Annotated in this window: 20 protein-coding genes; 19 read left to right on the plus strand and 1 reads right to left on the minus strand. The window is 51.0% G+C overall.

The window, feature by feature from the left end:
* Window position 1: 1 nt before the first annotated feature.
* The 19 genes from hpaE to ACXAF9_RS11340 all read left to right on the plus strand — a co-directional run bounded on the left by hpaE (window position 2) and on the right by ACXAF9_RS11340 (window position 21,160).
* Window positions 2-1,540 (plus strand): 5-carboxymethyl-2-hydroxymuconate semialdehyde dehydrogenase, encoded by a 1,539-nt coding sequence (hpaE, locus tag ACXAF9_RS11250; RefSeq protein WP_475074099.1) that lies wholly within the window; start codon window positions 2-4, stop codon window positions 1,538-1,540.
* 50 nt (window positions 1,541-1,590) lie between these two features.
* A complete protein-coding gene (gene hpaA, locus ACXAF9_RS11255) occupies window positions 1,591-2,514 on the plus strand; it encodes a 4-hydroxyphenylacetate catabolism regulatory protein HpaA (RefSeq protein ID WP_475074103.1) in 924 nt (307 codons plus the stop codon).
* 94 nt (window positions 2,515-2,608) lie between these two features.
* The gene (gene hpaR, locus ACXAF9_RS11260) at window positions 2,609-3,031 is read left to right on the plus strand and encodes a homoprotocatechuate degradation operon regulator HpaR (protein WP_475074105.1); all 423 of its coding nucleotides are present in this window, start codon (window positions 2,609-2,611) and stop codon (window positions 3,029-3,031) included.
* 87 nt (window positions 3,032-3,118) lie between these two features.
* The gene (locus ACXAF9_RS11265; protein WP_475074108.1) at window positions 3,119-4,552 is read left to right on the plus strand and encodes an aldehyde dehydrogenase family protein; all 1,434 of its coding nucleotides are present in this window, start codon (window positions 3,119-3,121) and stop codon (window positions 4,550-4,552) included.
* 15 nt (window positions 4,553-4,567) lie between these two features.
* Window positions 4,568-5,785 carry a Bcr/CflA family multidrug efflux MFS transporter gene (locus ACXAF9_RS11270; RefSeq protein ID WP_475074111.1) on the plus strand — a complete coding sequence of 406 codons (1,218 nt, stop codon included), beginning with the start codon at window positions 4,568-4,570 and terminating at the stop codon, window positions 5,783-5,785.
* Window positions 5,786-5,875: 90 nt separating this feature from the next.
* The gene (gene hpaD / locus ACXAF9_RS11275) at window positions 5,876-6,802 is read left to right on the plus strand and encodes a 3,4-dihydroxyphenylacetate 2,3-dioxygenase (protein WP_475074115.1); all 927 of its coding nucleotides are present in this window, start codon (window positions 5,876-5,878) and stop codon (window positions 6,800-6,802) included.
* 215 nt (window positions 6,803-7,017) lie between these two features.
* Window positions 7,018-8,190, plus strand: a complete 1,173-nt coding sequence (locus ACXAF9_RS11280) for a p-hydroxyphenylacetate 3-hydroxylase oxygenase component (RefSeq protein ID WP_475074119.1) — start codon at window positions 7,018-7,020, stop codon at window positions 8,188-8,190.
* Between the two features lie 15 nt (window positions 8,191-8,205).
* The gene (locus ACXAF9_RS11285) at window positions 8,206-9,138 is read left to right on the plus strand and encodes a p-hydroxyphenylacetate 3-hydroxylase reductase component (RefSeq protein ID WP_475074122.1); all 933 of its coding nucleotides are present in this window, start codon (window positions 8,206-8,208) and stop codon (window positions 9,136-9,138) included.
* A 137-nt stretch (window positions 9,139-9,275) separates the two neighbouring features.
* Window positions 9,276-10,688, plus strand: coding sequence for an aldehyde dehydrogenase family protein (locus tag ACXAF9_RS11290; RefSeq protein ID WP_475074124.1), 1,413 nt, complete (start codon window positions 9,276-9,278; stop codon window positions 10,686-10,688).
* Between the two features lie 37 nt (window positions 10,689-10,725).
* Window positions 10,726-12,012 carry a tyrosine--tRNA ligase gene (gene tyrS / locus ACXAF9_RS11295; protein WP_475074126.1) on the plus strand — a complete coding sequence of 429 codons (1,287 nt, stop codon included), beginning with the start codon at window positions 10,726-10,728 and terminating at the stop codon, window positions 12,010-12,012.
* Window positions 12,013-12,137: 125 nt separating this feature from the next.
* Entirely contained in the window at window positions 12,138-12,638 is a 501-nt protein-coding gene (locus ACXAF9_RS11300) for a universal stress protein (protein WP_475074130.1), read from the plus strand.
* A gap of 11 nt (window positions 12,639-12,649) precedes the next feature.
* Window positions 12,650-13,597 (plus strand): tripartite tricarboxylate transporter substrate binding protein, encoded by a 948-nt coding sequence (locus ACXAF9_RS11305; protein ID WP_475074132.1) that lies wholly within the window; start codon window positions 12,650-12,652, stop codon window positions 13,595-13,597.
* Between the two features lie 43 nt (window positions 13,598-13,640).
* Window positions 13,641-14,195, plus strand: coding sequence for a hypothetical protein (locus ACXAF9_RS11310; RefSeq protein ID WP_475074134.1), 555 nt, complete (start codon window positions 13,641-13,643; stop codon window positions 14,193-14,195).
* Window positions 14,196-14,206: 11 nt separating this feature from the next.
* Window positions 14,207-15,685: a tripartite tricarboxylate transporter permease gene (locus ACXAF9_RS11315; RefSeq protein ID WP_475074136.1), complete on the plus strand. Its 1,479-nt coding sequence runs from the start codon at window positions 14,207-14,209 to the stop codon at window positions 15,683-15,685.
* 148 nt (window positions 15,686-15,833) lie between these two features.
* Window positions 15,834-16,541, plus strand: a complete 708-nt coding sequence (locus ACXAF9_RS11320) for a response regulator transcription factor (protein ID WP_475074138.1) — start codon at window positions 15,834-15,836, stop codon at window positions 16,539-16,541.
* Window positions 16,542-16,627: 86 nt separating this feature from the next.
* On the plus strand, window positions 16,628-17,971 hold the full coding sequence (locus tag ACXAF9_RS11325) for an aminotransferase class III-fold pyridoxal phosphate-dependent enzyme (RefSeq protein ID WP_475074140.1): 1,344 nt from the start codon (window positions 16,628-16,630) through the stop codon (window positions 17,969-17,971).
* A gap of 93 nt (window positions 17,972-18,064) precedes the next feature.
* The gene (locus ACXAF9_RS11330; protein ID WP_475074142.1) at window positions 18,065-18,757 is read left to right on the plus strand and encodes a helix-turn-helix transcriptional regulator; all 693 of its coding nucleotides are present in this window, start codon (window positions 18,065-18,067) and stop codon (window positions 18,755-18,757) included.
* Between the two features lie 91 nt (window positions 18,758-18,848).
* Window positions 18,849-20,150 carry an aspartate aminotransferase family protein gene (locus ACXAF9_RS11335; protein ID WP_475074145.1) on the plus strand — a complete coding sequence of 434 codons (1,302 nt, stop codon included), beginning with the start codon at window positions 18,849-18,851 and terminating at the stop codon, window positions 20,148-20,150.
* Complete coding sequence (locus ACXAF9_RS11340; RefSeq protein ID WP_475074147.1) at window positions 20,147-21,160, plus strand: phosphotransferase enzyme family protein; 1,014 nt, start codon at window positions 20,147-20,149, stop codon at window positions 21,158-21,160. The genes ACXAF9_RS11335 and ACXAF9_RS11340 overlap by 4 nt, the downstream gene beginning before the upstream one ends.
* Window positions 21,161-21,168: 8 nt before the next feature.
* Here ACXAF9_RS11340 and ACXAF9_RS11345 read toward each other — a convergent pair whose 3' ends face one another.
* Window positions 21,169-21,456 (minus strand): winged helix-turn-helix transcriptional regulator, encoded by a 288-nt coding sequence (locus tag ACXAF9_RS11345; protein ID WP_475074150.1) that lies wholly within the window; start codon window positions 21,454-21,456, stop codon window positions 21,169-21,171.
* Window positions 21,457-21,528 lie beyond the last annotated feature (72 nt).

A 21,528-nucleotide genomic window follows, 5' to 3' on the forward strand; every position in this document is an offset into this window, starting at 1 on the left:
CATGAGCGATACACTGAATACCAATCAAGAACGCGCCACTCAGTACTTAGAGCGCTTCCAGAAACAAACGACTGGCCATTACATCAACGGTGAATTCACACTGGGTTCGGGTGGCAACCTGTACGACAACATCACGCCAACGGACAACACCTCACTCGGTAAAGTGGTGGCAGGCACAGTTGAAGACATGGATGCCGCCTGCGTGGCAGCCGAAGAGGCCTTTAATGGATGGGCCGACACCCCAGGGGCCGAACGTAAAAAAATGCTGCACGCCTTTGCCGACAAGTTGGTTGAGCGTGCGGATGAAATTGCGCTGGTTGAGTCCATGGACTGTGGCCAAGCGATCCGCTTTATGAAGCAAGCGGCGATTCGCGGCGCCGCCAACTTCCGCTTCTTTGCCGATAAAGCCCCTGAAGCGCAAAACGGTTTAGCGCTGCACCAAGAGGAACACACCAACTTTACGTTGCGTCGCGCAATCGGCCCTGTGGGCATCATCACCCCATGGAACACGCCGTTCATGTTATCCACTTGGAAAATCGCGCCAGCACTGGCCGCCGGTTGTACTGTAGTGCATAAACCGGCTGAGCTAACGCCGCTGTCCGCTTACATTCTGGCTGAAATCGCCGATGAAGTGCTGCCTAAAGGCGTTTGGAACATGGTGAACGGCTTTGGAGAATCTGCCGGTAAGCGTCTAACCGAACACCCAGCGATTAAAGCGGTGGCTTTGGTGGGTGAATCTGCAACGGGCTCCCACATCATGCGCCAAGGCGCTGACACACTGAAGCGAATGCACTTTGAGCTGGGCGGTAAAAACCCGGTTATCGTCTTTGATGATGCCGATTTTGAGCGCGCGCTGGATGCGGTTGTGTTCATGATCTACAGCTTGAACGGCCAGCGTTGTACCTCTTCTAGCCGCTTGCTGATCCAAAGCGGAATTCGTGATCGCTTCATCGAAGCACTGGAGCAACGCGTGCGTAACATCCGTGTTGGTCACCCGCTTGATCCGAACACCGAAGTGGGCCCATTGGTGCACACCGGCCACTGCAACAAAGTGGTTAGCTACTTTGATATCGCTAAAGAAGATGGCGCTAAAACAGCGGTGGGTGGGCAGCGTATTTCGACATCCGCAAATGGTTTGGACAGTGCAGGTAACTACGTGGAACCCACGCTGTTTACCGGTGCGAACAACCGCATGCGCATCGCTCAGGAAGAGATCTTTGGCCCAGTGTTAACCGCTATCTCCTTCGATACCGAAGAGGAAGCGATCGCCATCGCTAACGACACACAATACGGTCTGTCTGGCTACATCTGGACCGAAAACACCGGCCGTGCGATGCGTATGGCGCGTCACGTAGAAGCGGGTATGCTGTGGGTTAACTCCGAAAACAACCGTAACTTGCCATCGCCGTTTGGTGGCATGAAAATGTCCGGTATTGGGCGTGATGGTGGCGATTGGAGCTTTGACTTCTATATGGAAACCAAAAACGTGTGTATGGCTCACGGTACCCACCGTATCCCGCAATTGGGTAAAGCCAAATAATCGGGCAGCCGCCCGCGGTAAGAGAGGCCGCCCACTCGGGCGGCCCAGCTATGATGATAAAAACAATAAAAAGCGATACGCAAAACTGGATACCCAACATTGTCTTGGGCAAAGATTACGATCAACGCTACCTTGATTCGTCGATTCACTATGACCGGCTCAATAACCTAGCGGGATTTTTCGGTCGGGATATGCCTGTGCATCGGCACGCGCAGTTTATGCAGATCCACTACATTGACCGTGGTCACACGCAATTTCACATCGATGACCAACTGTTTGAGGTCGATGGGCCATCGTTGTTTTTAACACCACCGGCTGTACCTCACTCGTTTTCGACCACCGATCATGCCCAAGGGCATGTCTTAACGGTGCATCAATCTCTGGTGTGGAATCTGTTTAAAGATGGCTTAGGCAAAGCACTGGAGCACGAACTGACAACCGGCATTTGTATCAGTAAAAACCGTTTAACCCGACACCAGATGTCACAATGGGTGCTCATTACCCAGTTGTTTCGGCAGTTGCGATTAGAATGGGCCACAAACCTGAAAGCCAAGCAACATGGCATGCTGGCACTGGTACAGTTGCTCCTGATTAACATCAGCCGCTTAAGCAGTGGCCAAGTCAGCAGTACTGCCATCAATAACGAGGAGCTAAAACTCTTCCGGCGTTTTACAGACCTGATCGAACTGCACTTTGCAAAGCATTGGTACTTGCCTCAATACACCGAGCAACTTGGCGTGTCAGAAAGTCGATTAAACACCGTCTGCCAACGCATCTCGAATCGTGCGCCCAAAAAGCTGATTCACGACCGTATGGTGCAAGAGATTAAACGGCGCCTCACCTTTACCGACCTGACCGCCACCGAGATAGGTTATGCACTGGGCTTTACGGACCCATCGTATTTTTCACGCTTTATCAAACGAGAACTCGGCATGACCGCGCATCAATACCGGAAAGAGAGGATGCCTGCTTAATACAGGGCTCTTTCAATCGGCACTGGACAATAATTAAGATATTAATAAAATTTGTATGAACCTACTTTTTCAAGATGCTCACCAAGGAGCCTCAATGCGCAAGTTTAATGACTCCATCCCCCTCAAGCTGCTGCAAGCGCGGGAGGTCACCATGGGGTTTTTCCGTCCCATTTTGCAAGAGATCCCGATGACAGAGCAGCAATGGCGGGTCATTCGTGCATTGAATGAATATGACGAGCTAGAATCCAAACAACTGGCCGATGTGTGCTGCATCTTAAGCCCAAGTTTAACGGGCATTTTGAGTCGATTGGAACAACAGGGCTACATTCAGCGTCGTAAATCCCACGAAGATCAGCGCCGCACATTAATCAGCTTAACGACCAAAGCCCGCACCATGTTCGATGAGTTAAGTCCGCGATTAGAAGCACGTTACCGCGCACTGACCGATCAACTTGAGCCACACGAGCTGGATACCCTGATGACCCTGCTGGATAAGGTGTGCAAAGTAAAATCCTAACGCATTAGCCATCATCCCTTTAGCGGATAGACGACCGATTTTTGCTTTACTAAATTACTTAACATATTAAATACTTTGGAGCATCGCATGTTACAAGACGCGTACCCTTATTACGTGGCAAACAAGGCGCACTATGCCAATAAAGACTTAGCCATCTACGATAAATACACAGGCGAGGTCGCGACCTACGCTGCCATGGCCGACGCTAAGACCATTGATCAAGCGATTGAAGCAGCCGAACACGCCACCAAAGCGATGCAGGCGTTTCCGGCTTACAAGCGACAAGAGATACTTAACCACTGCGTGAAACGCTTTGAAGAGCGCTTTGAAGAGATCGCGATGGCACTTTGCCTTGAAGCGGGCAAGCCCATTAAAGACTCCCGCGGGGAAGTCACTCGTCTGATCGATACGTTCCGGATTGCCGCTGAAGAGGCGGTTCGCATCGGCGGTGAAGTGGTCCCGATGGACATCACCCCACGTGCAAAAGGCTATACCGGTATGTGGAAACGCGTCCCGATTGGGCCTTGCTCGTTTATCTCCCCGTTTAACTTCCCGCTTAACTTAGCGGCGCACAAAGTAGCACCTGCGATTGCGGCCGGTTGCCCGTTTATTCTAAAACCCGCCAGCCTAACACCGATCGGTGCTTTGATCATTGGTGAGATTCTGGCCGAAACGGACTTACCGGAAGGGGCCTTTTCGATTTTGCCGTGTCACCGTGATGGAGCAGATCTGTTCACCACCGATGATCGCTTAAAATTACTAAGCTTCACAGGCTCCCCGGATGTCGGCTGGCAGTTAAAAGCCAAAGCGGGCAAAAAACCGGTTGTACTGGAGCTTGGCGGTAACGCGGCTTGCTTAGTGGATGAAGGCACAGATGTGGATGATGCGGTCGCACGCATTGTGTTTGGTGCTTACTACCAATCGGGCCAAAGCTGCATCAGTGTACAGCGCATCATCGTTCATGAATCCCTCTACGATGAGGTCAAAGCAAAGCTCACCAAAGCGGTCAATGCCTTGGTACATGGCGACCCACGAGATGAAAACACCTTCATCGGCCCGATGATCTCCGAAAAAGAAGCGACCCGTTTACACAACTGGGTGATCGACGCCGTTGAAAAAGGCGCGAAGGTTCTGTGTGGCGGTCAGCGCGATGGCGCCATGCTGGATGCCACACTGCTTGAAAACGTTGACTCGCATCTGGATGTGAACCAACAAGAAGCGTTCGGCCCTGTGGCGATTTTGTCCAAATTCACCGATTTCGACAAAGCCATGGAGGCAATCAACGACTCCATGTTTGGCCTGCAAGCGGGTTTATTCACCAAAGACATCTACAAAATCCAAAAAGCATGGGATGTGTTGGAAGTCGGCGGTGTCGTGATCGGTGATGTGCCCTCCTACCGAGTGGATCACATGCCCTACGGCGGTGTGAAAGACAGCGGATTAGGTCGCGAAGGGGTTCGTTACGCCATTGAGGATATGACCGAGCTTCGCATGCTGGTCATCCGCAACCCTAACGCGTAACGAAGACAACGCCCTATGAACAGCATCACGAAACCACATAAGCTCATTGTTCTATTGGCATCGCTGCAGGCCTTTGGGCCGTTATCGATTGATATGTACCTACCCGGCCTTCCCCTTATGGGGGAAGCGCTGGGTGCCAGCGAGCCACAAATGCAGCTGACCATCAGTGCTTTCTTGATCGGGCTGTTCATAGGGATGATCTTTTACGGACCGCTCTCGGATAAGCTGGGGCGGCGTCCATTGCTGCTGTTCGGTATGTCGCTGTACATGATCAGCAGCTTAGGCTGTGCACTGGTAACCAATGCCGATCAACTGGTGCTGTTAAGACTCTTTCAAGCACTGGGTGGCGGGGCGGCATCGGTGCTGGGGCGTGCCTTGGTTCGGGATTTGTTTCCCATCAAAGAGGCCGCACGGGTGTTATCCCTCATGCACTTGGTGACCATGATTGCGACCTTGATCGCCCCACTTTTAGGCCACTATTTAATGGAAGCCTTTGGTTGGCGCTCTCTATTTGTCAGCCTGATGGTCTTTTCTGGCGTGGTACTGCTGTTTTATGCGGTAAAAATCCCAGAAACCCACCCAAAAGAGCAACAACAAGCAAGCCTTACCCACGCTTATCGCGCCTACGGAAAACTCCTGTTGGACCCGAAAGCGATGGCTTTGATTTTGTGTATGTCTCTGTCCTTCTCAGGGATGTTCACTTACATCACCGCCTCGCCTTACGTGTACATCGAGTATTTTGGCTTAGCACAAGCCCAATACGCTTGGCTGTTTAGCCTCAACATTGCCAGCATCATTCTATTTGTACTGATCAATGCACGTGCCGTTCGAACCATATCCACTCATACAATGTTGATGTTTGGGGCGGTTATCTCTTGCCTATCAGCGCTGGTGATTGGCGCTTTCTCTCTGTCAGAGGCACCCCATCTTTTAGGCATCATCTTAGGCTTGCTGGGGTACGTCGGCGTGACTGGATTAATTGGATCAAACTGCATGGCGCTCTTGCTACACGCCTACCCCAATAACGCTGGGGCAGCCTCAGGCCTTGCGGTATCCGTTCAATTTGGTTGCGGCGCCCTATTCAGCGCCCTAACCAGCGCACTTTACTCGGGGTCACCTCTGGTGATGGGAGCCTTAATGGCCATCTGCGGTTGCTTAGTGTTGCTGTGTGCCACGACCTATCAGTGGCTCGAAAAGTCCCATAAGCCTAGAAAAAGATCCCTTTCGACATGATTTTTGTTTTTTTACACTTTTCGATGTGTGTTGAGCACGCTAAAGCGATAACCCCCAACACGCAAAGAATACATAAAAAGGAGCTACATCATGGGTAAACTCGCCCTAGCCGCCAAGATTACTCACGTACCATCCATGTATTTATCCGAGCTGGATGGCCCCAACAAAGGGTGTCGGGAAGCGGCCATTGAAGGCCACCGCGAAATCAGTCGTCGCTGTCGCGCGCTCGGTGTCGATACGATTGTGGTGTTCGATACGCATTGGCTAGTAAACGCCGGTTATCACATTAACTGCGCCCCACACTTTAGCGGCACATACACCAGTAACGAGCTTCCGCATTTTATCTCCAACATGCCGTACGAATACCCAGGCAACCCAGAGCTGGGTCAGGCCATCGCTAAGGTCTGTAACGAGCAAGGTGTTGAAACACTGGCCCACGATGCGACCTCGCTTGGCCCTGAATACGGCACCTTAGTGCCGATGCGCTACATGAACGAAGATAAGCACTTTAAGGTGATCTCCGTGTCGGCCCTGTGTACCGTGCACTACCTAAACGACAGTGCTCGTCTAGGCTGGGCGCTGCGTGAAGCCATCGAGAAACACTACGATGGCACCGTCGCCATTTTAGCCAGTGGCTCTCTATCCCACCGTTTTGCCCAAAACGGCACCGCGCCTGACTTTTTGAATAAAGTGTGGAGCCCAATGCTCGAAACACTCGATCATCAAGTGGTGAAAATGTGGGAAGACGGCCAATGGAAAACCTTCTGCGAAATGCTCCCAGAATACGCCGCTAAAGGGCATGGCGAAGGCTTTATGCACGACACGGCTATGCTGTTAGGCGCAATGGGTTGGTCGGAATACGATCAAGGCGTCGAGGTGTTAACCCCGTATTTTGGCAGCTCCGGCACAGGGCAGATTAACGCGATTTTCCCGGTCAGTGATGTCACCGGTAACGAGGTTCCTGGCCCTCAAGCCTCCGTCACCCCCGAGTTTGTACCAGGCTCTAGCCGTTTGTAAGTACCCCGAGCACTTAGTTGAATGGCTCTTCTTCAGGTATCGACAGCAATCGACTGAAGTTTGCCCGCTTAGGCGGGCTTTTTTTTGCCTTTTGCAAAGTTGAAAAGTGCCATTTTTAGCGTGGTTTTGAAATTTTAAGCGCGGATCATTCTCTGGATACTGCTTGTTATCGCTGACATCAATCGATGTAGCCCTCAATAACAAAAAGAGAATGAATGATGAAACACGCCAATCCTATGCTGGATCGTTTAAGAGAGATCCTCCCGGCTATTGCGGCCAATGCTTCCAAAGCCGAAGACGAGCGCCAAATCCCTAAAGAGAACATCGAAATGCTCAATAACACTGGGCTAAACCGAGCGTTTTTACCGAAAGCCTATGGCGGCTTGGAGATCTCGTTACCTGAGTTTACCGACTGCATTGCGGCACTGGCTGGCGCATGCTGCAGTACTGCATGGGGCTATAGCTTACTGTGCACCCACAACCACCAGCTGGCGATGTTTCCCAAGAAATTACAAGACGAATTATGGGCAACCAACCCAGACACCGTCGCCTCATCGAGCATTGCGCCCTTTGGTAAGCACGAAGAGGTCGAAGGCGGCATTCGCTTTACCGGCGACATGCGCTGGAGCAGCGGTTGCGACCATGCGCAGTGGATCATTGTCGGCTTTAACCGTTTTAATGAAGCGGGCGAGAAAACCTACTGCTTTGCGGTGATTCCTGAATCCGATTACACCATCATCGATGATTGGCACGCGATGGCCATGAAAGGCAGTGGTACTAAAACCGTTCACATTGAAAACGTGTTTGTCCCTGAATATCGCATTCAAAAAGCCAAAGAGATGATGGAAGGCCGCTCGGCTGGGTTTGGACTTTATCCGGACAGTAAAATCTACTCAACACCTTACCGCCCCTACTTTGCCTGTGGTTTTGCCGCAATGAGCCTTGGCGTTGCTGAGCGCATGTTAGAGGTGTTCCGCGACGTGACTAAAACACGCGTGCGCGCCTACACAGGTGCCGCTCTAGGTGCATCCACACCTGCGTTGATGCGTTTGGCCGAATCCACACACCAAGTCGGCGCTGCACGCGCGTTCCTTGAAAAAACCTGGAACGATCATAAAGAACACGGTGAGCAACAACGCTATCCCGATCAAGAAACATTAACCTACTGGCGTACCAACCAAGCCTACGCCGTCAAGATGTGCATTCAAGCGGTGGATCGTTTGTTTGAAGCGATTGGTGGCTCGCATTGGTTCCTTGATAAAGAAGCCCAACGTCTGTTCCGCGACTGTCACATGGTCGGTGCTCACGCTTACACCGATTACGATGTGTGCGCACAGATTCTTGGCCGCGAACTGATGGGTCTCGACCCTGACCCTGCGTTGCTGTAATTCAAGGAGATCACCATGACACAGACCACAGAATTTGACCCAAAAGCGTTTCGTCGTGCCTTAGGCAATTTTGCCACAGGCATTACCGTGATTACCGCCACCGCCCCGAACGGTGAAAAAGTCGGCGTAACGGCCAACAGCTTTAACTCGGTGTCGTTAGACCCTGCCCTCATCCTTTGGAGTATCGATAAGCGCTCTGGCAGTTTGCCCGTCTTTGAAGCGGCTACCCACTTTGCCGTGAACATCCTTGCGGCCGACCAGATCCATCTATCGAATCAGTTTGCCCGCCCAAGCGATGACAAGTTTGCCAATATTGCTTACACCGAAGGCGCAGGCGGCGCGGCAATATTAGACGATTGCGCGGCCACCTTTGAGTGCGAAAAATACCAAATCGTTGAAGGCGGCGATCACTGGATTCTGATCGGTAAAGTAGTGGCGTTTAATGACATTGGGCGCGCTCCGCTTTTGTACCATCAAGGCAGTTATGCCGTGTCTTTGCCGCATACCTTGGCGGCCGGTAAAGACAGTCAGCAAAGCGCCTCGGTTCAGCAGGTAAAAGGCCGCTTAAAAGATAACTGCTACTACCTAATGACCCAGGGACTTCGCGCGTACCAAGCGGATTACCAACCAAGACAGCAAGCAACCGGTCTTCGTATCACCGAAGCCCGCATCTTGATGGTGATGGAGCAAGATCAATCCGTATCGATTGATGCCTTGGTGAACGAGGTCAACATGCCTCGCTCAGAGGTTGAAACCGCCTGCGAAATCTTAATCCGCAAAGAGTTGCTGGGACAAACCGATGCGGCCTATCAGATTACCGCAAAAGGCATCACACAAGCCGAAGCCCTCTTTGAGCTTGCGGATGAGCAACAACAAAGGATGTTTGCCAACGTCAGTCAGGATGAATTGGACGCCTTCAAGCGCGTTCTTAAATCGCTGATCGAATAGCGTCTCCCACAAGCGGCTTAACTGCCGCTTTTTTTATGCGCGCTTTCCCATCAACCTTTTGGTTGATACCCCAAAAGACGCAGGCTGCTTTTAATAGTGAGCAACTACCTTCTTTAACAATAAAAAGAGGCATCAATATGCAACCCAATTTCACATTGACCATCAACGGTACAGCAACCGAGGGCAAAGCAGGCCAATTTGACGTTATTAATCCGGCCAACGAATCCATCATCGCAAAAGCCCCTCTCGCCTCGGTCGATCAACTGCATCAAGCGGTCGCCGCTGCAAAGCAAGCGTTTACCTCTTGGAGTCAAACCACCCACCAAGAGCGACAAGCGTTTCTGGGCACACTTGCCGATGTGATTGAAAGTAACGCCGATGCGATTGCTCGCTTAATTACCCAAGAGCAAGGCAAACCCTTGTTCCTCGCTGAAATTGAGGTGCAAGCGGCCGCTGGCTGGACACGCTACACCGCAAGCCTTGAGATGCCGAGCAAGGTGATCGAAGACTCCGACACCCGCCACGTGGTTCAGCACCATTTACCCCTTGGAGTAGTCGGGTCCATTACCCCTTGGAACTGGCCCATCATGATCGCCATTTGGCATATCATGCCGGCGCTTCGTGCCGGTAATACGGTGGTGTGTAAACCTTCAGGACTGACTCCATTAAGCACCCTATTGTTGATCGAGAAGATCGCCGAAGTCCTGCCAAAGGGGGTTATCAATGTGGTAACGGGCGAAGCCGAGGTGGGCAATGCCATGAGCCAGCACCCAGACATTGCAAAGCTGATCTTTACAGGCTCGACACAGACCGGCCAACGCATTGTTGAGAACTCAGCCGGTAATTTAAAACGCCTAACACTCGAGCTTGGCGGCAACGATGCCGGAATCGTCCTCGATGAGGCTGACCCAAAAGCGATGGCCGAGGCGATTTTTAAAACCGCCTTTATCAACATGGGGCAAACCTGTGCCTGCCTAAAGCGTTTGTTTGTTCACGAATCGATTGCAGATGAGCTAACCCAAGAGTTAATCCGCATCGCTAATGCGCAAACCGTTGGCGACGGACTTGAGGCCAACACCACGTTTGGTCCTGTTCAAAACCAAGCCCAGTTCGACAAAGTGGTGGGGCTGATCGACGATGCTAAATCAAACGGCGGCCTTGTGGTCTGTGGCGGCGAAGCTTTAGGGCAAAAAGGCTACTTCATCCCACCAACCTTGATTCGAAATGTCGGTCCAGGCGTTCGCTTAGTGGATGAGGAACAATTTGGCCCTGTACTCCCGATCATCACTTACAAAAACCTGGATGAGGCCGTACAGATGGCCAACGCCGTGGGAGAAGGCCTAGGCGGATCTGTCTGGTCAACCAACATTGAACGGGCACAAGAGGTGGCTCAGCGACTGGTCTGTGGCACCACCTGGGTCAACAACCATGGCGAAGTGCTGCCCCATATACCATTTGGTGGCTGCAAACTTTCGGGCTTTGGCGTGGAGTTCGCCGAAGAAGGCCTGTTGGAGTGCACCCGCATTCACATCATCAACACCACGAAGTAACCAAGGGCCTTAGCCCTTTTCACATATGAGATCATCAATGACACAAACAGCTTTATTTGAAGACCTTCAGCAACGCGGCCTCGTCGCTCAAACAACGCAAAACTCGGAGTTTTTCTCGCGTTATCTACGCGACGAGGCTCTGACCGTCTATTGCGGCTTTGATCCAACAGCTGACAGTCTTCATATTGGCCACTTGGTGCCATTGATGATGCTCAAGCGTTTTCAAATGGCAGGTCACACGCCTATCGCCCTGATTGGTGGGGCGACCGGCATGATTGGCGACCCAAGCTTTAAGGCCACCGAGCGCTCGCTCAACAGCAGCGATACTGTGATGCAATGGGCGTCTAAACTTGGCGATCAGATCCAACACTTTCTGACTCCGGTGGCCGGTAAATCGGCCCCCAAGCTAGTGAATAACGCCGATTGGATGCAGTCTTTCTCGGTATTGGATTTTCTTAGGGACATCGGCAAGTACTTCTCGGTCAATGCCATGATCAACAAAGAGTCCGTTAAGCAGAGGATTAACCGGGAGGATCAAGGCATCTCCTTTACCGAGTTTTCCTATGCCCTACTGCAATCGTACGACTTTGCGGTACTGAATCGTGAATACGGCTGTACCTTGCAGATTGGTGGCAGTGATCAATGGGGCAACATCACCTCGGGCATCGACCTTACCCGTCGCTTAAACAACCAACAGGTGCATGGTATGACCGTACCGCTGATTACCAAAAGCGACGGCACCAAGTTTGGTAAAACCGAATCGGGTACGGTGTGGTTAGATGCACAGAAAACATCGCCCTACGCCTTTTACCAGTTTTGGCTCAATACGGCAGATGCCGATGTGTACCGCTTTTTAAAGTACTACACCTTCTTAAGCGTTGAAGAGATTAACCAACTGGAAGCAAACGATGCCGCGGCGGCTACCAAACCCAGCGCCACGTATGTGCTTGCCGAGCAGATGACCCTTTTGGTGCATGGTGAAGCGGCATTAAAAGCGGCCAAACAAACCTCGGAGCGTTTGTTTAACCGCGAGTTTGACGCACTGAGCGAAGCGGAATTTACCGATATTTGCCAATCGGGTATGCTCAATATTCAGGCAGAAGCACCTCTGTCGGTGTGTGATGCTTTGGTTGCGCTAAACCTTGCTAAATCCCGACGGGCCGCCCGAGAGTTGATCGAGAGCAACGCCATCCGTTTAAGCACGGGCTTAAACACGGGCATAGTCAGCGACAGCGAGTCTTTAATCCACCCAAGCGATGCGTACCATGGGCGATTTGCGGTCCTTCAAAAGGGCAAAAAATCCTTCGGGGTGATACGTTTCTAACCGCATTTGAACCGCCCAACTGGGCGGTTTTTTTTCGTCTATAGCCTTGGTCATCCATACGGTTGATAGGACTGATCTCTGCCTCACGTTATTAATAAAGAAAAACAAATAACAAGGCAGCGAACATGCTTAATCGTATTACTCGTATCGTCTACGCATCCGACCTTAACCATGGCAGTCGCCCTGCGTTTCGAATGGCTGTAGAGCTTGCGATACAACACAAAGCCCGCCTTTACTTTGTGCATGTGATCGAACCCTTTAGCGAAAGCCGCAAAGAGATCATCGAAAGTTACCTTCCCGAAGGGGTCAGCCTCAAGCATCTTAACGACACGCTTGGCGAGCACAAAGAGCGCATTACACAACGCATTACTGATTTTCTAGACACCGAATTAACTGATGAAATATCGCTTCCCTACCCGCCTGAGGCGATCGTACTGGTTAATTCACCCGAGCGAGGCGTTTTAGCCGCCGCCCACCAGCAAAGTGCCGATTTAATCGTTATGGGCGCACGCAAAACCTCTGCGGCGTCTCGATTGTTCTTGGGCTCTACCGCCCACAAGGTGATGAACAAAACCGACATCCCCGTTTTGATCGTCCCGCTAAACACACCATCCCAACACGACTAGAGGTAAATACAATGAAAAAAATGAAAAAAGCCCTATTGGCAGCCGCGTTTCTGAGCTTACCTGCTTTTCTGTCGGCACCTGCGCTTGCGGAATACCCGCAGCGCCCTGTTAAATTCATCGTCCCTTGGCCGGCCGGTGACCTAGAGGACATCTTAACCCGCCTGATCGCTGAAGAGATGTCAAAGGACACCGGTAAGCCCGCCACGGTCGTCAACAAACCAGGCGGCGCAGGCATCATCGGCGCAATGGATGTGGCAAAAGCCCGCCCAGATGGTCTAACGATCGGCTCTTTTGTGGCGGATATCCTAACAACTCACTTAATCTCCGGTAACGCGCCTTATCAACGCGATACCTTTGAACCGGTGGGCATATTCCTCGATTACCCGTTTGTATTGGCGACCAAAGCCGACTCCCCTTACAACAATTTGGAAGAATTAGCTGCGTACAGCCAAAGCAACAAGGTCTCTTTAGGCCACTTTGGTTATCAAGCATTGCCGACCGCCATCACCTTTATGGCCGCAAAGCAGGAAGGGATTAACTTCTCGTCGGATGCGCCCTTTGATGCCAACGATTGCTCAACATTGGCCAATGGCGATGCGGATGTCATCAACACGACGACTCAATTGATCCTTGCGTGTTTAAGCTCTGGCGAGGTCAAACTGCTGGCTTCCATGACCAAAGATCGCATTAGCATCGCGCCCGATACACCAACACTGTTTGAACAAACCGGTATCGAGCAAACCACGTGGAACGGCCTGTTTGTTCGCAAAGGCACCCCTGAGCCGATCAAAGCCAAAATTGCAGAGGTCGCCCAAAAAGCGCTTGAAACCCAGCAAGTCAAAGACTTGGTGCAAAACACGGGCGCCAATGTGTACTGGCAAGGTGAAGCCGTGGCCAAAGAGGTGGTCGAGCAGGACTATCAAAACTCGACCAAGCTTGCTGAGTTTATGAAGCAGTAAGGTGTGTAAGCGCCGAAAGGCGCTTCTCCTTAGGATAATTACCATGAGTCAAGAAACCCAACAACGCACCTCTTCGTTTGCGTTTCAGCGCGATTACACCGTGTATTGGATCATTTTAGCGGTGTCCGCCACCTTACTCTGGCTACTGCCAACGGAAACCCAATGGATCGATACAAAACGAGGCTGGTATACCCAACCCATCTTAAGCCCTGCCGTTGGTTTAAGCATTCTGGCCCTGTTTTCGCTGGTTCGCTGTGTTCAGTCGCTCTTTGAAGATTATCAACATGGCTACTTTTCCATCGATAAGCTGGTCGAAAGCGCTCAAAACTATCGAGTTGCCCTGATCGCCGCGGTTTTGTTCTTTATTTACGTCAACACCCTGTCGGTTGTGGGTTTCTTCTTAGCAACCCTGTGCTTTGTCACCGTGCTTTTGTGGCTCTCGCGTCTGCTCAGTTTAAGGTGGTTTTTAAGTGCATTACTGACCACAGGCTTGCTGATTCTTATCTTCCGCGTTGGCGTCAATGTGTGGCTTCCCGATGTGGCGCTGTATGAGCTGTTCCCTGAGCAGCTGTCCATTTTTGCTAATCAATATCTGTAAATAGGTGGCTTATGGAGTCGATCCTCCTTGGGCTTAATGAAGTCCTGACTGTAAACGTATTATTAGCCATCGTGCTTGGCGCTATCATCGGCGTCACTATCGGCTCTATTCCGGGCCTTGAGCCCGCGGGTGTGATGGCGATTCTTCTTCCGATGAGTTTTTCCATGGACCCGCTCTCGGGCGTGTCGTTACTGCTGGGGGTTTACGGCGGTGCGTGGTACGGCGGTGCTATCCCCGCCATTTTGATGAACACACCGGGGACACCGGTATCGGTGTTAACCACTTACGATGGCTACCCCATGGCCAAACGAGGCCAAGGCAAATTAGCCCTATCGATCGCGTACAGCTCCTCGTTTGTTGGCGGCATCATCAGTGTGCTGTCGCTGGTACTGCTCGCCCCTACCCTTGCCCAAGTTGCACGGATGTTTGGCTCCGCCGAATTTGCCATGCTGGCGGCACTTGGGATGATTTTTGTGGTGTTAGCCCACCGTCAACACGTGGTCGAAGCGGCCATGATGCTGGGCTTAGGTATCTTTTTAGGCACGATTGGACTGGAGCGCTCCTACAGCACGCAAGTGTACACTTTTGATCAGCCATGGCTGCTCAGTGGCATACCTCTGGTGCCTGCGGTGATTGGTCTGTTTGCGATGTCCCAAGCCTTTGTGCTGCTCTCGCAAACGGGGAACGATGCCAAAAAAACCAAGCTCGAAGGGGATGGCATGTTCAGCGGGTTTATTGCCCTGGCTAAGCATAAAATCACCGTGGTACGCTCGGCGGCTTTAGGCGTGATCATGGGCCTATTGCCCGGTGTCGGCGAGTTTGGCTCGCAGTTTTTCTCCTACACCTTGGCGCAGAAATTCTCAAAAACCCCCGAAAAATTTGGTGATGGCGCACACGAAGGCCTGATAGCATCCGAAACCTCAAACAACGCTGTTACCTCAGCGGTGATGATCCCACTATTGGCCTTTGGCATTCCGGCCGATGCGCTGATGGCGATGCTGTTGGCTGTCTTTATGGTGCACAACTACATCCCAGGCCCAACCTTGTTTACCGAACAACCTGAGTTTATCACTGGGCTATACATCTCGTTGTTTTGTATCAACATTTTTGCCTTTGTGTATCTCACCTTTGCCTCTCGTTGGGTGGTTAACCTTACCCGAATCCGCGGGCGCTTTATCGGTGCTTTTATCTTGGTATTGGGCTTTATTGGCAGCTACAGCCAGAACTACCAGTTTAGTGATGCCATCATAGCCCTTGGCTTTGCGGTGTTCGGTTACATACTGCGCCGCAACGCTATTCCGGCGGTACCGATTGTGTTGGGCTTAGTGCTTGGGCCGGTCTTCTTGAACCGCTTTAGGCAGGCCTTGGGCGTGGCCGATGGGGATTTAACCATCTTTGTATCACGGCCCATCAGCTTGACGCTGTTCTCGCTGATCGTCATCACCATTGGGGTGTACCTGTTCAGCGCATTCCGACCAAAGCGCACCTAAACCTCGTGCGCACTTATAGTGCAAATCATCCATAAGTGCGCACCTTAATTAAACAAAACTAATTAATATATTAATTATATTGACTCACGCCCATTTTCATTGTTTATTAGACGAACAATAAGAAACAAACATGATGAGGGCAGTCAGTATGAAACTCAGCAATGGTCATCATCCCACTGGGTTACTTCATTTTCAGGAACAATCACTGAACATGCTTTCGGGTGTGCTCAACATTCGTAAGATTGTGACCTATCAAATTGATGAACAAAACAAACCCCTGTGTTACCAAACACAGGATATGCACTCGTCGATGCACCGCGAGTACATGGAGCAGTTTTATCAATTTGACCCTCTCTACCCAGAACGCGTAAAAGATAACAACGAGCCGGTCATCAAGATGAACGACCTTGTCTCGTTTTCGGACCGCACCGACCACCCCTACTACTCGGACTTCATCAACCCTTGGGGGATTCGAGACATTATCGAAATATTCCTTAGCATTGATGAGCAACGCATAGTTGGCTTTGCGTTGATGCTTAACAATCAACAAAATGAGCTATCGCTATCGGATATGAACCGAGTAAAAGAGCTGCAAAAGTTTATGCAGTACTCTCTTGAGCGCGCGTACGAGTCACCTGCTCAAAAGCAGTTTGATCAGTTTTGCAACGACTACCAACTAACCCCAAAAGAGCAACAGGTGCTCGACTTATTAAGTGCCGGTATGCCCAACAAATCGATTGCGAACAACCTAAGCTGCTCGTTGGCTACGGTTAAAACCCACCTGCAACACATCTTCGCGAAAACCGGTGTTAACAGCAAAACCGAAGTCACATCGATGCTGTATCGCCCCCACTAAGTTCATCAACCGAACGGTTGATGGTCGATCCCGCCTGCTCGACATACTTTAAAGATCTTTCTTAAAACGTATGTGGAGCAGGCGTTATGAACTCAAATAAGAAACAATCCTTCTGGAACCCAATGGTTCACCCTGGCGATACGGGTGCCCGACATGGCATCGAGATCGTTAAGGGCAATGGTAATTACGTCCAAAACAAAGAGGGCGATTGGTTAGTGGATGGCGTTGGCGGCCTTTGGAACGTCAACGTGGGTCACAACCGCCAAGAAGTGAAAGATGCCATCGTGGCGCAACTCGATGAGCTAGAGTACTTCCAAATCTTTGATGGCATTGCCCACCCACGCGTGCGTGAGTTATCCGATTTATTGGTCAACATGTTAGAGCCAGAAGGCATGGTACGCGTGATGTACAGCTCTGGCGGATCGGACGCGGTAGAAACTGCCCTGAAAATTGCTCGCCAGTACTGGAAGGCCATTGGCCAAGCCCAGCGTTACAAGTTTATATCATTGAAACAGGGTTACCACGGTGTGCATTTTGGCGGCGCATCCGTTAACGGTAACACCGTGTTCCGCACCAACTACGAGCCGGTATTACCTGGCTGCATCCATATCGACACCCCGTGGTTGTACCGCAACCCATGGAACTGCGAAAACCCTGAAGAGCTAGGCCAATTGTGTGCAAAACAACTGGAAGCTGAAATCATATTCCAAGGTCCAGAAACCGTGGCGGCCTTCATCGCAGAGCCTGTGCAAGGTGCAGGCGGTGTTATCGTGCCACCCGAGAACTACTGGCCGCTGATCCGTGAGGTGTGTGATAAGTATGGCGTATTGTTGATTGCCGACGAAGTCGTCACAGGCTTTGGCCGAAGCGGCAACATGTTTGGTGTCCGCGGTTGGGGCGTTGCTGCGGATATCCAGTGTTTTGCGAAAGGGATCAACTCAGGCTACATCCCATTGGGTGCAACGGCCATCAACCAACGTGTTGCCGATGGCATCGAAAACTGCCCTAACTTCTCGGGTGCGGTTATGCACGGTTACACCTACTCAGGCCACCCTGTCGCATGTGCGGCGGCGCTCGCTTCATTAAAAATCGTGATGGATGAAGACCTACCCGGCAACGCCGCTACACAGGGTGATGATCTTCTTAAGAAGCTGAACGAGTCGATCTCACACTACCCATCGGTGGGTGAAGTACGCGGTAAAGGCTTGATGGTTGCGATCGATCTGGTCACTGATAAAACCACCCGCGAGCCGATCAATCCAATGGATGGATTTGCTAACCGCGTCGCGGCAGTAGCCCTTCGCGAAGGCGTTATCGTCCGCCCTGTCGGCACCAAGATTATCTTATCTCCACCACTGACCCTCACCACAGAAGAGGTCGACAAAATGGTGCACGCACTGAAACAAGGCTTTGAAGAAGTTAAAGCGTAAGTCCCTCCCCCTCCGATAGGGGATAGAGGAAAGACGGTTTAGCCCTGCGAGAGCGGGGCTTTTTTATCCTAGCCAAATAGCCTTTATGATCTTATGAGTGCACTTACAGACCCCTTTCAGAAAGAAGCGATCGCCCTAATAGAGCGCTTGGTTCCGCTAAGCAAAGCGGCTTTTTTTATCGTCAGCCACGACTTCCAACACAAAGGCGCCTTACTGCACAATTTAGACCCCCAAGCCGAACGCGATTACTGCGAAACCTACAGCGCGCTTGACCCGCTAAGCCCCGAACGATTTGCAAACAGCCAAGACACGGTAGTTACGCTCGACTCACGGATTGCACCTTTTTATTTACGGAAAACGATTTACTATCAGGAGTTTATGACCAAACACAATCACAGATATGTAGCGGATATGTTTTTCCGTAACAACGGTACGATCTGTGCGGGGTTGAGCTTGATTCGGGAAGAGAAGCTCGGGGAGTTCACTAAAGCGGAGCTATTACTGCTAAAAAATATCCAGCCCTTTTTAGAGTTCTCGTTAAACAGCCTATACCTGCCTGAGCGAGAAGGGCAAAGAACCCAATACAGCGCAATCTATGACTTAACCGAACGCGAACAGGATGTTTTAGAGTGCATTTTAAGAGGCTGCAGTAATAAATCAGCGGCAGAACAGCTCACGGTTGGTGAGTCCACCGTGAAAACGCATTTACACCATATTTTCCGTAAAACCGGAGTGAAAACGCGCAGCGAACTCGTCGCTAAGATGACACCTTTAAAAAAGTTCTGACCTCCATCGTTTGATGGATGCCGCCACTTAACAAAACACAGAATACTGAAAGCCGTTTTGTTCATTGTTTTGTTTACGGAGGCATTCAGCCATGGCTGTGCACGCAGTTTCTCAACTCCTCTCCCGTCGCTATAACGTAATGGGCCACCACTCCCCTTTGTTTTATGCCGAACCTCTTCAGCTGGTACGGGGTGAAGGCGTATGGCTTTGGGATAACCAAGGCAATCGCTATCTGGATGTGTACAACAATGTGCCTCATGTCGGGCACTGCAATCCTCGCGTTGTAGAGGCGATGTACCAACAAGCCTCTACGTTGAACATCCACACCCGTTATTTGCATAACAATATCGTTGATTATCTGGAGCGATTAACCAGCACCTTCGATGACTCACTGCAAATGGCGATGCTGACCTGTACAGGCAGCGAAGCCAACGAGCTGGCGTTACGAATGGCACGGTTTTGCACTGGTGGCCAAGGGATCATCGTTACGGACTTTGCGTATCACGGCAATACCGAAGCCGTGGCCGAAATCGGCACGGGGTTTATGCCTGAAGCCAAAACGACAAAGCGTGTTAAGTCCTTCCCTATTCCTGACTCTTACAGAGCACTGGATGATCTTGCCGGTGACGCCTTAGCACAAGCCTATGCCGATCACGTACAGAGAGCGATTGATGAGTTTCATGCCGAAGGTATTCAAGTGGCCGGTCTTCTGGTCTGTCCTGATTTTGCAAACGAAGGCTTGTTGAATGTACCCAAAGGCTTCTTAGAAAAAGCCGTAAAGGCCGTGCGTAAAGCGGGCGGCGTTTTCATTGCCGACGAGGTTCAAGCCGGGTTTGGGCGAAGCGGTAAGCACTTTTGGGCGCACCAATGGTATGACGTGACTCCCGATATCGTCACCATGGGCAAACCCATGGGCAATGGCCACCCATTAGCCGGTGTTGTAGCCCGCGCCGATATGATCGAGTCCTTCAGTAAAGAGGCGATGTACTTCAACACCTTTGGGGGCACCCCAGTATCTTGCGCCGTTGGCATGGCCGTACTTGATGCCTTACACCTAGATGGACTGATGCAAAACGCGGTCACCACCGGCCAATATGTGGCAGAGGGCCTAAGAAAACTGCAGCAAAAGCATTCGGTTATTGGTGATGTGCGTGATTTAGGCCTGTTTTTTGGTGTGGAGCTGGTTAAAGACACATCCACCAAAGAGCCCGCAAAGCAATTCGCGAAATACGTCATTAACCAGATGCGAAACAAAGGTGTATTGATCAGCACCATTGGTGTTCACGATGCCATCCTAAAGCTCAGACCACCGATGCCATTCCAGCCAGAACACGCGGATATTTTACTGCATACCCTAGACGACGTACTCACCGGTGCGAAGGGGATGCTATGAGCACACTACCCGCCCAAGAGCAGTACACGTTGTTCTTAGCCGTCGCTACACAGTCTTTACAGTATTGGGGTTTAGAGGGTAGCTCACTGTCACTGATTAAATACCGCGAAAATGCCGTGTACAAAGTGACGGACAGCCAAGGTAACCAATTTGCCCTCAGGCTTCACCGACCGGGCTATCACTCTATGGCAGCCCTTAAATCTGAGCTTTCATGGATGTCGGCTTTAGACGAATCCGGTATCGCCGTTCCGAAAATCATCCCTTGCACGGATGGCAAACTGTTCCACATCCATAAAGGCGAGGGGATTCCACTGGTTGCCGTCGATCTTTTCGCTTGGATTGATGGGACACCGCTCGGTAGCGTAGAAGAGGGCTTAGGCAATAACGCTCACGAAATCAGCACCCTGTATAAAAGCTTAGGTGAAACAGCCGCGCGCTTACACGATCAATCCAGCGAATGGGTACTACCCGCACATTTTGAACGGCACGCCTGGGACCATGATGGATTGGTCGGCGAGTCCCCCTTTTGGGGACGATTTTGGGAATTAGAATTACTGACTGACAGCCAAAAAAAGTTATTAGAACAAGCCCGTCTACAGATCAGCAAGGACTTAAAAACACTAGATCACTCCCCACACAGATACAGCCTGATCCACGCTGACTTTGTGCCCGAAAACTTAATGAAAGATCAGAACCAATTACGGTTGATCGATTTTGATGATGCGGGGTTCGGTTGGCATTTATTTGAATTAGCAACGGCGCTCTATTTCATCCAAGAAGAGGCTTGTTATGAGATCGCCAAAGACGCCCTGATTGACGGGTATGTCAGTATTAGGCCCTGTATCAAACAAGACTTACACCTATTAGATACATTCCTGACTGCGCGCGGATGCACTTATCTTGGTTGGATTCGAAGTCGACAAGAGACAGATACCGCACGCGATTTAGCACCGGACTTAATCCGTCGAGCCTGTGATCAAGCGAATCAATATTTAGATCAATCTAAGTAGCCATGCCTCTAAGTCTTGTCCTTATAGTGACCCCGAGACTCACAAATCGCTTGATGATGCTCATCAGCCCAGTCCACCAACTGTTTCATGGGCACTAAAAAGGAGTGCCCAAGCTCCGTTAACTGGTATTCAACACGCGGAGGCACCTCCGCGTACACGGTACGGGAGACTAAGCCATCTTGCTCAAGAAATTTAAGCGTGCGTGATAGCATTTGCTTAGAGATGTCGCCTATCTCGCGCTGAAGCTCATTAAAGCGCATGATGCCCCCTTCTAGCGAGTCGTCCCTGAAAAACACCCTTTACGCACGGACCAAACTCAGGCTCTGTGCGTTCATTTCTCTTCTTTCCAATAACCCGATCAAATACAC

The sequence above is a fragment of the Neptunomonas sp. ABH4_499 genome, assembly GCF_056160565.1.